This is a genomic window from Enterobacter sp. RHBSTW-00975, from assembly GCF_013615235.1.
In the GTDB taxonomy this organism is placed as follows: Bacteria; Pseudomonadota; Gammaproteobacteria; order Enterobacterales; family Enterobacteriaceae; genus Enterobacter; species Enterobacter ludwigii.
Genome location: NZ_CP055883.1, coordinates 3,440,259 through 3,453,393 on the forward strand (window position 1 = coordinate 3,440,259; position 13,135 = coordinate 3,453,393).

A 13,135-nucleotide genomic window follows, 5' to 3' on the forward strand; every position below is an offset into this window, starting at 1 on the left:
TCCTTAGCCCAATAGAGTGCGCAAGTGCGCCGCAACGCCGTCCTGCGTTACCGTTGTCTGCTCACCAGAGCGCAGGTCTTTCACAACCACTTCGCCGTTAGCCACTTCGGACTCGCCCAGCACCAGTGCAATACTTGCGCCCCATTTATCGGCACGAGCAAACTGTTTTTTGAAGTTGCCGCCGCCATGGTTGGTCATCAGCTTCACGTCCGGCAGTGCATCACGCACACGTTCCGCAAGCTGCATTGCCGCAGGCTGCGTTTCCGCGCCTGAGGCTACCAGGTATATATCGACAACGGAATCTGCTTTAAATTCCGGATTAACTGCCTGAACCAGCAAAACAAGTCGCTCAAGACCCATGGCGAAGCCAACGCCAGGGGCTGGACGACCACCAAGCTGCTCAACCAGACCGTCATAACGACCGCCGGCACACACGGTGCCCTGGGAACCGAGGCTGGATGTCACCCACTCGAACACGGTGCGGTTGTAGTAGTCCAGACCGCGCACCAGACGCTGGTTCACGGTATAAGCAATGCCCGCGGCTTCCAGCAGTTTGCACAGACCCGCAAAGTGCTCACGTGACGCTTCGTCCAGGTAGTCACCCAATGCAGGTGCATCGTTCAACAGCGCCTGTACGTCAGGATTTTTGGAATCCAGCACGCGCAGTGGGTTGCTGTACATACGACGTTTGCAGTCTTCGTCCAGCTTCTCTTTGTGCTGCTCCAGGAACGCAACCAGTGCGTCACGGTAGTTCGCGCGTGCTTCCAGAGAACCGATGGAGTTCAGTTCCAGTGAGACATGCTCAGCAATGCCGAGCGCACGCCACCAGCGGGCAGTCAACATAATCAGTTCGGCGTCAATGTCCGGGCCCTGCAGGCCAAAGACTTCCACACCCAGCTGGTTGAACTGGCGATAACGACCTTTCTGTGGACGTTCGTGGCGGAACATCGGGCCGATATACCACAGGCGCTGCTCCTGATTGTACAGGAGACCATGTTCGATGCCGGCGCGTACGCAGCCCGCCGTACCTTCCGGACGCAGTGTCAGGCTGTCGCCGTTGCGGTCCTCAAAGGTGTACATCTCTTTTTCAACCACGTCGGTCACTTCGCCGATCGCGCGTTTGAATAACGGGGTCTGCTCTACAATCGGCAAACGGATTTCGCTGTAACCGTAGCTGCCGAGCACCTGTTTGAGTGTGCCTTCAATGCGCTGCCAGATGGCGGTTTCGCCAGGCAGATAATCGTTCATGCCGCGGATGGCTTGAATGTTTTTTGCCACGTTTATTCTCTTTCTATATACAAAAAAGAACCCAAAGAATGGGTTCAATCATACATGGGAAGCGCCACGCTTCCCATCACGTTATTTTTCAACCTGCTGAATGCTGATGCGCTGCGCTTCATCCATCATTGTTGCTTTGGCACGGATGCGGGCTTCAAGCTGGTCGATCATATCACTATTATCCAGACGATCTTTACGCACGCCATCTTCATAGAGACCACTTTTCTTGTTACCGCCGGTGACGCCGAGCGTTGACACCAGGGCTTCACCCGGACCGTTCACCACGCACCCGATGATGGAGACGTCCATCGGGGTGATGATATCTTCCAGACGTTGCTCAAGCGCATTCACCGTGCCAATCACGTCAAATTCCTGACGTGAACAGGTTGGGCAGGCAATGAAGTTGATCCCACGTGCGCGGATACGCAGTGATTTGAGGATATCGAAACCGACTTTGATCTCTTCTACCGGATCGGCCGCCAGCGAAACGCGCAGGGTGTCACCGATCCCTTCCGAGAGCAGCAGCCCCAGGCCGATCGCCGATTTAACGGAACCGCTACGAAGGCCACCGGCTTCCGTAATCCCGAGGTGCAAAGGCTGATCGATCTGTTTTGCCAGCAGGCGATAAGACTCTACTGCCAGGAACACATCTGAGGCTTTTACGCTGACTTTGAACTGATCGAAGTTCAGACGATCAAGATGATCAACGTGACGCATCGCGGATTCAAGCAGCGCCTGCGGCGTTGGCTCACCGTATTTTTCCTGCAGATCTTTTTCCAGGGAACCAGCGTTGACGCCGATACGGATAGGAATATTTTTATCGCGGGCGCAATCCACCACCATGCGGATACGCTCTTCGTTACCGATGTTGCCCGGGTTAATACGCAGGCAGTCGACGCCATATTCAGCAACTTTCAGCGCAATGCGGTAATCGAAGTGGATATCAGCAACCAGCGGAACGCTGACCTGCTGTTTGATCAATTTGAACGCCTCTGCGGCATCCATTGTCGGCACGGAGACGCGAACAATGTCCGCGCCTACACGTTCTAACGCTTTGATCTGATTGACCGTCGCTTCCACATCTGTGGTACGCGTGTTGGTCATCGACTGGACGGCGATAGGAGCCCCATCGCCGATTGGCACATTACCAACGTAAATCCGTTTCGATTTTCTACGTTGAATCGGAGCCTGGTTATGCATGAAAAATCTCCCGCGTTGCCCGTCTGTTACTGTGCTGCTGATTGTTCGGCATTAACGGTAAGACGCGCAACCTGGTTAGTTCTGATAAAGCGGCTCAGGTCGACAGGTTTTCCTTGATACTGGATCTGTACTGCTGCCGGAGCGCCGATTTTAAGTTTATACGGTGCCTGGCCAGTTAGGTTTAACGTGCCATCTTTACGCTGCAGACCACTGAACAGTTTTTTACCTGTTGCATCGGTCACTTCCAGCCAGCAGTCAGCAGAGAAGTTCATCACCAGCGCATTTGGGTCCGCCGCCGGCGCAGCCGTTCCGGCCGGGTTGGTTGGCAGTGACGCAGCACCGTTGTCCGCAGGCTGAGTGGCCGCTGGCGCGTTGGTCGCGGTATCCACGTTTGCCTGAGAAGGGGCAACCACCGCGTTTGGATCCTGAGCCTGAGGCGCAGGGGTATTAGCCGTTGCGGCGGGTGCCTGCCCGGCATCGGTTGCAGGCGCATCGGTCGCGGCAGTCTGCGGCTCGCTGGAGGTGGCAGCACCTTCGGTATTCAGCGGCACACTCTGAGCGTTGTCATTGCCGGACTGATTGAGCTCGGCGGAGGATTGATCGGCCATGGTGGTGATCTCTTCCTGCTGCGCCTTGTGGTTTTGCCACCACCATGCGCCCGTCAGGCCGATCACCACAAACAGCACCAGCCAGGTAAAGCTCATCAGCCAGCCATCACGTTTTTTACGACGTTTTCCCAGGGAGAAGGTCTGCATCGGCGCAACTTTTGCTGCGCGGACCGGTGCCTGCTTCTCCATCATTGGCAGTAATTCTTCTTCAGGGATATGCACCAGTTTTGCATAAGAGCGGATGTAACCACGCAGAAATGTTGAAGCCAGATCGGCCGGAGCCTTATCTTCTTCAATATCGCGAACCGTGGAAACCTTCAGACATAAGCGTTCTGCAACGGCTTGCTGGCTGAGTCCGAGTTGTTCACGGGCGTTGCGAAGACGAACGCCAGTGGAGAGTGCTTCATGTTGGTCGTGAGTGGCTTCAGTATTCATTCGCTACAACTACTGGTACGTGAAAAAAAAGGGTTCAGGTGCCGGTAAGTCACAATGCCACCCGCACCGCGAAAGTTCTGATCAGTTAACCTTGAACAGACAGTATAAGACTGTCAGCCCGGAGATGACAGCACAGCCCTGCCCGTCAGGATAAACTGTTGTTACGTCGTTACATACTGCCCGAAAGTCGGATGAAACGCACCGTAATTATTGATCAGTCATCACGAATCTGACTGATTATTCAGTAAGATTATGCTTCACGGCGCAAATAATGCGCCGTGAGTGCATAAGAATCAAACAGCTTTGACCGCAATCGTCTCGCCCTGCATACGTTTACGCAGGGTACGTTTGGTACGGTCAATCACATCACCTGCCAGCTGTCCGCATGCAGCATCGATATCATCACCACGGGTTTTACGCACGATAGTGGTGAAACCATACTCCATCAGCACCTTGGAGAAACGGTCGATACGGCTGTTCGAGCTACGGCCATAAGGCGCGCCCGGGAACGGGTTCCATGGAATCAGGTTGATTTTGCACGGCGTATCTTTCAGCAGTTCAGCCAGCTGATGCGCATGCTCGGTACCGTCGTTTACATGATCGAGCATGACATACTCGATCGTCACGCGGCCCTGGTTCGCGTTGGATTTCTCCAGGTAGCGACGCACGGCGGCGAGGAAAGTTTCGATATTGTACTTTTTGTTGATAGGTACAATTTCGTCACGGATTTCGTCGTTCGGTGCATGCAGGGAGATCGCCAGCGCAACGTCAATCATGTCGCCCAGCTTGTCCAGTGCAGGCACTACGCCTGACGTCGACAGCGTTACGCGACGCTTGGACAGGCCAAAGCCGAAGTCATCCAGCATGATTTCCATCGCCGGAACGACGTTGGTCAGGTTCAGCAGTGGCTCGCCCATGCCCATCATCACTACGTTGGTGATTGGACGGGTCCCGGTCACTTTCGCCGCACCGACGATTTTCGCCGCACGCCACACCTGGCCGATAATTTCAGACACGCGCAGGTTACGGTTGAATCCCTGTTGAGCGGTTGAGCAGAACTTGCACTCCAGCGCACAGCCCACCTGAGAGGAGACGCACAGCGTGGCGCGGTCTTCTTCCGGGATGTAGACGGTTTCAACGCGCTGATCGCCAACGGCAATCGCCCATTTGATGGTGCCATCGGCAGAGCGCTGCTCCTCCACCACTTCTGGTGCACGGATTTCAGCCACTTCTTTGAGCTTATTGCGCAGCACTTTGTTGATGTCAGTCATGTCATCAAAGTTGTCGCTGCAATAGTGGTACATCCATTTCATGACCTGATCGGCACGAAACGGCTTCTCGCCCATCTCTTTAAAGAACTCGCGCATCTGCTGACGGTTCAGATCCAGCAGGTTAATTTTTCCATTTTTATTTGGAACCGCAGGAATGGCGACTTCGGAGGTATTCACTAATTCAGACATAATTTTTTCCGGCCTCGTTGTTACACGTTATGGCCCATGGAGGGTTGAAAAGAAACGCCCCGGAAAGCAGTCTGCTCGTCCGGGGCGTTGCATTGTACAAAGTCTGGCGCAGGGATGCCACGTCTGCACGCGGCATTTACGAAAATAATGTGTAAACGAAACCGTTAAATTAACGGGTACGTGGACACACTTCGCCTTCAGCGAAGAAGAACGCGATTTCACGAGCGGCAGATTCAACAGAATCGGAACCGTGGGTGCCGTTCTCGGTGAAGCTGTCTGCATAGTCAGCGCGCAGGGTACCAGCCAGTGCGTTATCCGGGTTGGTCGCACCCAGCAGGTCACGGTGACGCTGTACTGCGTTTTCGCCTTCCAGTACGGATACAACGATCGGGCCAGAAGTCATGAACTCAACCAGACCGTCGAAGAATGGACGACCTTCGTGCTCAGCGTAGAAACCGCGAGCCTGCTCAACGGTCAGGTGCAGCATTTTGGTGCCAACGATTTTGAACCCTGCTGATTCAAAGCGAGCAAAGATGCTGCCAATAACGTTTTTTGCCACCGCGTTTGGTTTGATGATGGAAAAAGTACGTTCAATAGCCATGATAACCTCTGTAAATGTTCTGTTGTTTTTCATACCTGAGTATGGTGTGGCGCGGATTATAATGAGCAATAGCGCCATTGCCTATGGATTCAGGTAACATTTTTTTAAAATGAGACGAAGATTAGCAACAGCTCACAGCAGAACAGGCGTTTAACGCTACTGCAGCGTGAAATTCACCGTCGCCACCTGCCCCGCTTCATCCATCACCAGCACCTGATAATCGCCTGATTTATCAAGCTGCAAGGTGTAAACCCGGCTCTTCACCGCCAGCGGTTCGCCATTCAAAAACCACCAGCGTTCACCGCTATTGCCGGTGGCCTGTAGCGGTAACGAGACGCGGGATTCCCCCGGCAGGCGCTTGATAACCGCGCCTTCACGCACACCAGTCAACATCAGCGGTGCAGGTGAGTCCTGCGATAAGGGCGGACAGGTAGCCGATGGCGAAGGGATCCGTGCTGAGCGCCGCTCGGCTGCAGGCAGCCAGGGTTCCAGCGGCAGCGGCCAGACATCCAGAACTTTCTCGGTCGCATCCGGGCAGTCTGCCGCCACGCGTTTGCCCTCTTTATCCAGCCAGACCGGGAAACGGATCCCGCGAATACCTTCCTGTTCCGGTAAGAGCAACGTCGGCGGCTCGCTGCCGTCCAGCAGCCAGGTCGCCAGGCGACGACGGCAATTTTCGCTCCCTTCCGGCAGCGACTGGCCGCCCGGCCAACAGATGACGCCGCGTCCCACACCGTCAGGACGCGGGTCGCGTGGCAGACGCGCCTGATCGAGCGTTGAACCAGACTGCAGAACATTATTCACCTGATTAAGCAAAGGTACCGCGCTCGCAAACCCAAACTGACCCGCCACAGGCGTGCCGTCCGGTCGTCCGGTCCAGATCCCAATAACGTAACGGGCATTCAGCCCTACCGCCCATGCGTCACGGTAGCCATAGCTGGTTCCCGTTTTCCATGCCAGAGGTACCACCTGCGGCAGCGCATTGTCCGGCAGCGGCTGCGCCTCATTGGCCAGAATACGGCGAATGATCCACGCCGCCCCCTGGGATAACAACGGCCGCTCTGACAGGGGATCGCCTGGCTGTAAGCGCAGCCGGCCCGCTTTACCGTGTCGGGCGAACGCGCTATAGGCCGCGGTGATATCGGCCAGCCGCGCCCCTGCCCCGCCCAGGATCAGCGATAAATTCGGCTGTGCGCCAGCAGGTAAAATCAGCGGCAAACCTGCATTACTCAACATCGCAGCAAAACGTTTTGGTCCGTATGCCTCGAGCACCTGCACGGCGGGCAGATTAAGGGAACGTACCAGCGCTTCACTCATACTCACCGGCCCATGGAATCCACTGTCGAAATTACCCGGGCGATAATCCCCCGTTTTTCTTGGAACATCCTGGAGCAGCGATGCCGGGTGGATCAAACCGTCGTCCAGCGCCATACCGTAAATAAAGGGTTTGAGCACCGATCCCGGCGATCGGATCGCATTCACCATATCCACATGGCTAAACCGGGTGTCATCGTTAATGTCGACCGATCCCACCCAGCCACGCACTTTCATATCCGTATGATCGACGACGATCATTGCCAGCGAACTGCGAGCCGGCAGGCGGGATTTCCAGTTCATCGCCAGTTCTTCAAGCTGCCGCTGCAGGGACGCATCTAAGGTAGTCACAATTTTAGTATCACGACTTTTGCTGAGCATCATGCGCGAAAAGAGCGGTGCCAGCTGCGGCATTTGCCGGGGCGCCAGCCATACCGCTTCTGCACGGGACTCCTTAACCTGGCTTGCCGACCAGACGCCCTGCGTCACCATCCGGTCGAGCACTTTGTTGCGTGCCGCTTCTGCACGTTCCGGCCAGCGGTCAGGACGCAACCGGCTTGGCGCCTGCGGCAATACGGCGAGCAGCGCCGCTTCGGAATAGCTGAGCTGCGAAGGCGGTTTGCCGAGGTAGGTCCAGCTTGCCGCACCAATCCCCTGCAGCGTACCGCCAAACGGGGCGCGGTTAAGATAAAGCGTGAGGATGTCGCGCTTAGAGAGGTGCCACTCAAGCTGCATGGCTCGCCAGAGCTGACGAATTTTGCCACCAAAAGTGCGCGGATGCGGATCCAGCAGGCGCGCCACCTGCATAGTGAGCGTGCTGCCGCCTGAGACAACCCTCCCGGAGGTAAGATCCTGCCAGGCGGCGCGTAGCACAGAGAACGGATTCACGCCTGGATGGTCCCAGAACCAGCGATCTTCATACTGGATCAAGGCTTCAAGATAGCGGGGAGAAACCTCTTCGAGAGTGACCGGATAGCGCCAGATCCCTTCGCTGTCGGCAAAACGCCAGAGCGGCGTGCCCTTTTCGTCCACCACCACCCGTGCAGGGTTGACCTCTTTCAGAGGCAACGGCCACAGGCGATCAGCGGCCAGGATCAGCCCCCATAAAACGAGAAGCGCTCCCGCCAGCCACAGCCAGCGGGAGCGTATCAGACGTACAAGTCGCATATTACGGTACAACAATCAGCGGGCCACTGGCCGCACCTGTTGCCCGCCACTGCGGAACATACATGGACTCCACCATCGGGACCGGCACCTCATAGGTTCCCGGCGTCACGGCGCGCGCCAGATAAACCAGCGTGACCGGCTGCCCTTCGTTAACCGGCACCGCCGCCACAAAGCGATCGTCGCGGAATTCCATATGCTGAATATCCGCCTGCTGCATCTGACTGAGCAGGTTCTGCACTTCGCTGCCGCTGTCCTGCAGGCTGGCGCTGCTGCTCGCCAGGTTCTGGTTTTCCAGTTCCAGCCCCGCCGGGAGGAGATCGACAACCAGCGCATCCGGCACGTTCTGGCTGGCCTTCACTTCAAGCCATACCAGCACCAGCTCGCCGCTCTTCAGTGACGTGAGCGACTTTGTGCTGCCGTCGGTTGCCAGAATATGGCGTTCAATCTGCAGCACGTTAGACGATGGCTGAGGTGCAGATGCCGGATAACCGGTGCTATCAAGGCGTACCCACAGCGGTGTGCTACCGGTATTGGTCACCTGCAGCGCGCCAAGCTGGTCGCCGTTCACGTTCTGTACCAAGGCTTTATCACCGCCTGATGCGGTATCCGCCAGAGACGTTTGGGCCTGCCATGTGCCGGACAAAGTTTGCAGCGAGCGTCCGGCCAGGAACAGGGCGTTACTCTCCTGTGTCGAGAGCCAGCGCTGGCTGAAAGCTTGTTCCGACAAGGCGTTCAGCAGCGTATTTTGCGCATCCGGCAGAAGCTTGTACTCCTCAAGCAGAGAAAGCATCAGCGCATTATCACGAAGCGCACTGCCATAATCGGCCATCCAGTTTTTGCTGTCGTTACGCGGCGTTTTGATGGCCAGACCCAGTGCCTGCTGGCTGCGCGGTGCGTCGCCCATCAATTTTAGCGCCATCCCCAGCTGCATCAGCGGCAGCCCGGAAGCGGCCTGTCCGTGACGTTCCCAGATTTCACGCAACGCACCAAGCGGGGCCTTTTGCTGGCGAGCCAGCACCAGCGCGGCATAGGCCTGCACCGCAAATTTACTGGCCTGGGTATCATCGCTATAGCGGATGGACATCATACCCGGGTCCTGCAGGTAACGCAGCAAGCGGCTGTTGGCATTGTTAACCGCCTCAGCAGGCACGCTGTAGCCCTGCTCGCCTGCACGAACCAGGAAGTCAGTGACATAGGCGGTGAGCCAGTACTCCTCCGGACCGTTTTTATCCCAAAGCGCGAAACCTCCGTCATCACGCTGCATCTGCAGCAGACGGGAGATCCCGATATCAATGGCCGCACGGCGCTTGTCATCCGTATCCCCTTTGATGCCAAGCGCGGTCAACTGCGCCGCGTTGGTGTAGAGCGACGGGAACAGACCACTGGTGGTTTGCTCCAGACAGCCATACGGGTATGCCTGCAGCTCACGAATATAGCGCGCCAGATTCAGAGGCGGTTTCCCGCTCAGCAGCAATTGTCCCTGTAGCGTGGCAGGAGAGAAGCCATTAAGGTGCTGCGCCGGTGCACTCCACGACTCACCAGGATTCAGCATGGCACCGGTGTTAACGGTCTGCGCCGGGAATGCCGGACGAACGCCGATTTTCCAGCTCTTCTGTTGTGCAGCGAAAGTCTCGCCCGGCAGCTGCAGGCCGGTCACCTGAGCGGTCACTTCACCATCACCGTAGCCATCCAGCGCACGTACCGGTATAAACAGGGTGCTGCGCGCGCCCGGCGGTAACTTCACGGGCTGCGGCTGTGCGCCTTCAAGCGACAGCTTGCCGGTAGCGGTAAAGGCAACGTTCAGCGTTTGCGGCTGGTCCGTCAGGTTGGTCACATCCAGCGTCAGGCGTGAGGTATCGCCACTTGCCAGGAAACGCGGCGTGTTCAGTTCGGTAATGATTGGGGCGGCGACAATCACTTTACCCTCGCTGCTGCCGAAATCATCTTCCGTCCAGGCCTGCGCCATCAGACGCAGCTCGCCATTGAAGTCTCCAATGGGCAGCGTCACGGTCCCTTCACCGTTAGCATCGAGCTCGACCGGCTGCGCCTGCTGGGCAATGATAGTCACGTGGTTCACCGGTGGTTTACCGCCGCGCTTAAGCTCATCGCCGTCACCACCAAAGCGCAGTGCAGCCATGCGGCCCTGCCCTTCAATGACCTGACCGTAAATATCGTAGATATCCGCGCCGTAGCGCTTCTGACCGAAGAACGCTTCCCACGGATCCGGAGTAACGTAATCGGTGATGTTCAACACGCCGCTGTCCACTGCCGAGATCAGCACATTCACTTTCTGCGGAACGGCGCCTTCTTTGACGCTGGCCTTCACCTTCACGGACAGCGTCTGGTTTGGCCGCATTTTCTGCGGATTTTCCAGCGCGACATTCAGGCGGCGATTCTCATCGCCCATCGGCAGATGCAGTAACCCGACGGCACGTTTCGGCGTCGCTGATTTGGATTTATCGCCAGGGCGTACCACCAGCGTGCTGAGATAGAGATCGTGACGTTTCCAGGCCTTATCCACCGGGATTGAGAGATCGAGCCCGTTGGCCGGTACGTCGATCTCTTTCCACCACAGCGGCCCTTCGCTGGACTCGATCATCGCATAGCCTTTACCCGCCGCCGGAGCAGCGATATGCAGCTGGATGGTATCTCCCGGCTGATAGGAAGGCTTGTCCAGTTTCATGGTCACACGGTCAGGGCGAGCGGCACCGGTGCCGTCGCTATTATCCTGCCAGCTGTAGCCGGCCCAGAAGCGCACGCTGCTGACCATGTCGTCCGGCGCTTTGACCTCCAGACGGTACGAGCCCCACTCCACCGGGAAGGTCACTTTACCGGTTTCATCGGCCTTAAGGGTCAGCGCCTGCTCGCCCTCCACCAGGTCTTTCTGATCAAACTGTGACTGCCAGCCATCGCTCTCTGACCAGTTCCAGTAGTAGTCACGGCGCTCACGGATCAGGCGAACCTGTAACCCGGAAACCGCCTTTTTTGCCCCGCTGGCATCGGCATAGACGATATCAAAGCTGGCATTGCCGTTTTCATCCACGATCGGCTGGTTGACGGTAGTGTCAGTGCGGTAGTCATAAACGGCCTTACTGGCAAACTGAGGACGGATACCCGGCAGATCGGCCGCCGGCCAGATGGCCTGCTCAGCACGGCGCGTCACCGGGCGACCGCCCGATTCCAGAAGGCTGGCCTGCAGGATCAGCTGCAGCGGTGAATGCGCCTCTTTCCACTGGCTTTCGGTCGAGACCTGTCCGCGCCCCTGTTCATCAAGGGTTAGCTGAACTTCATCCAGGCTGCGGCTCAGGTTCTCTTCGGCGATATCACCGAACTGGAAGCCCGGCAGTGCAGCGACGGCTTCGCGCAGCGGTCGCAGGAAAAGCTGGCCTTGCAGGGAATTTCCGTTGGCAGGTGCGCCATACAGGTAATAACCCGCAATGTTAAAGTCGACGTTATCCTCGGTGGAAACCGGCGCTTTTTGTCCCGTCAGATTAAGCGCCATACGCTCCGGCATAAAATCTTCAACGTGGAAATCCCACAGGCGCTGTTGGTTATCGCCGGTATTGGCGCGGATATGCCACATACCGGTCTGCGCCCCGCCGTCCAGGGAATAATTGAAGCGATAGAGGCCGTTCTCAGGCTGGACGACAACCGTGCGTGCCACCTGTCCGTCCGGGCGCAGTACGTCGAGTTTAACCGGCTGGGCAGGAAGCGGTTTACCGTCGCTGTCGCGCAGCAAACCATTGAGGATCACCGTTTCGCCAGGGCGATAGAGATCGCGCGGGCCAAACATAAAGAATTGCTTGCTGTAGCCAGGGCTACCTGCGATATCAAACTCCGCCAGATCGAGGGCCGGAAGCTTGAGGTCAAGCAGCGTGGTCTGCCCGTCTTTACTGGCCAGAATCAGCGCGGCTTCTTTGTCAGTCTCAAGTTTTGCGTGGCCGTCAGCATCGCTGTTCGCTTCGGCAAGCGTCTGCCCTTTATCATTCAACAGGGTGACGGTAACGCCGGATTGCGCCGCGCCATCTTCCAGGCTCTGGGTGAAAATATCCAGACGGTTATGATAACGGTGAGCGGACAACCCAATATCACTTAAGGTAAAGAGCGTCGCGGCATTGCTGTAGTTATAGTGCCCGGCCTGATTCATGACCGCGATGTACACGCCTGACTGCTGGAGCGGCTTAATATCCCGCAGCGGCAACAGCAGTTTTTCACGGGTGTTGCGTGCCGGATTGAGGTCAAACCGGCCGGTATACACCAGGTCCGCCATTTTGAGCAGATTATCGGACTCCCAGTTGGTCAGGGAGTTACGGTACTCCCACTGGCTGACAAAGGAGGCCAGGGATTCAGGCTTCACGCGGTAGAAATTCACGTCAACATTGTTGACGTTGAGCGCCATTACCGGCAGACCTTCCACCACCTTGCCCGGCAGCAGCGAGCCACGGCTGGCAAAACCGACCGTCGGTTCAACATCCCGGGTAGTCAGGGCTTTTTCGTAATCGATACCAAATGTCGCTTTGTTCAGCGCCTGCAGATCACGTTCAACGGTGACAACCAGATTGCGGTTGGGTTCCAGATGGCGCAGGCGTAGCTCTTTCAGGTTAGGTGCGAGTTCCCACGCCCCGTCAACCTTGCCGCTTTTTTTATCCACCACATGCACTGTTTTGGCGAAATCCTGATCGGGATTAAGCGGAACAGAGAAGGTCAGCACCAGCGTGGCCGCGCCATCAAGCTGCACCTCTGAGGTATCCAGCAGGGTGAGCGCTTTGCCCTGACTCTGTGCCGCCAGCGTTGCCAGCTTTTCAGCGTCCGGCTTTTCCGGTGCTTTCGGTGTCGTTGCTGTGGATGCTGCGGGAGCCGCAGCCTGAGAGTTATCGTCGCTGTTATCACAGCCGACAAGCGAAAATGTGGTAAGCAGCGCGAGAGAAATCGCGGCTAAGCGAAACGGTGTCATCCTTTGTCCCTGGCCCATGGAGCCTGTTGGTCGTCTTCCGGATAAGTATTATCGGCAAGTTTCATTAATACAAAAAGTCTAATTTTAGAATCTGGAAAGCACCTCGCAGAGCGACGAC

General features: G+C 56.9%; 7 protein-coding genes. All 7 read right to left on the reverse strand.

All coding sequences use genetic code 11. From position 1 onward, the window contains the following. Nucleotides 1–3: 3 nt before the first annotated feature. The 7 genes from hisS to HV340_RS16520 all read right to left on the reverse strand — a co-directional run bounded on the left by hisS (nt 4) and on the right by HV340_RS16520 (nt 13,017). The gene (hisS, locus tag HV340_RS16490; RefSeq protein ID WP_020883031.1) at nt 4–1,278 is read right to left on the reverse strand and encodes a histidine--tRNA ligase; all 1,275 of its coding nucleotides are present in this window, start codon (nt 1,276–1,278) and stop codon (nt 4–6) included. Nucleotides 1,279–1,359: 81 nt separating this feature from the next. Continuing rightward, nucleotides 1,360–2,478, reverse strand: coding sequence for a flavodoxin-dependent (E)-4-hydroxy-3-methylbut-2-enyl-diphosphate synthase (gene ispG, locus HV340_RS16495; protein ID WP_014171166.1), 1,119 nt, complete (start codon nt 2,476–2,478; stop codon nt 1,360–1,362). Between the two features lie 26 nt (nt 2,479–2,504). Further along, on the reverse strand, nt 2,505–3,521 hold the full coding sequence (rodZ, locus tag HV340_RS16500; RefSeq protein WP_014171167.1) for a cytoskeleton protein RodZ: 1,017 nt from the start codon (nt 3,519–3,521) through the stop codon (nt 2,505–2,507). A 293-nt stretch (nt 3,522–3,814) separates the two neighbouring features. Beyond that, a complete protein-coding gene (locus HV340_RS16505; RefSeq protein WP_014171168.1) occupies nt 3,815–4,981 on the reverse strand; it encodes a bifunctional tRNA (adenosine(37)-C2)-methyltransferase TrmG/ribosomal RNA large subunit methyltransferase RlmN in 1,167 nt (388 codons plus the stop codon). A 169-nt stretch (nt 4,982–5,150) separates the two neighbouring features. Beyond that, on the reverse strand, nt 5,151–5,582 hold the full coding sequence (gene ndk, locus HV340_RS16510) for a nucleoside-diphosphate kinase (RefSeq protein ID WP_003860625.1): 432 nt from the start codon (nt 5,580–5,582) through the stop codon (nt 5,151–5,153). Between the two features lie 156 nt (nt 5,583–5,738). Continuing rightward, the gene (pbpC, locus tag HV340_RS16515) at nt 5,739–8,063 is read right to left on the reverse strand and encodes a peptidoglycan glycosyltransferase PbpC (protein ID WP_063924707.1); all 2,325 of its coding nucleotides are present in this window, start codon (nt 8,061–8,063) and stop codon (nt 5,739–5,741) included. Between the two features lies 1 nt (nt 8,064). Continuing rightward, nucleotides 8,065–13,017 (reverse strand): alpha-2-macroglobulin, encoded by a 4,953-nt coding sequence (locus HV340_RS16520; RefSeq protein ID WP_063924706.1) that lies wholly within the window; start codon nt 13,015–13,017, stop codon nt 8,065–8,067. Nucleotides 13,018–13,135 lie beyond the last annotated feature (118 nt).

Coding starts and splice junctions, on each gene's coding strand:
- ispG (WP_014171166.1), bottom strand. CDS start 2,478: ATGCATAACCAGGCTCCGATTCAACGTAGAAAATCGAAACGGATTTAC.
- rodZ (WP_014171167.1), bottom strand. CDS start 3,521: ATGAATACTGAAGCCACTCACGACCAACATGAAGCACTCTCCACTGGC.
- HV340_RS16505 (WP_014171168.1), bottom strand. CDS start 4,981: ATGTCTGAATTAGTGAATACCTCCGAAGTCGCCATTCCTGCGGTTCCA.
- ndk (WP_003860625.1), bottom strand. CDS start 5,582: ATGGCTATTGAACGTACTTTTTCCATCATCAAACCAAACGCGGTGGCA.
- pbpC (WP_063924707.1), bottom strand. CDS start 8,063: ATGCGACTTGTACGTCTGATACGCTCCCGCTGGCTGTGGCTGGCGGGA.
- HV340_RS16520 (WP_063924706.1), bottom strand. CDS start 13,017: ATGACACCGTTTCGCTTAGCCGCGATTTCTCTCGCGCTGCTTACCACA.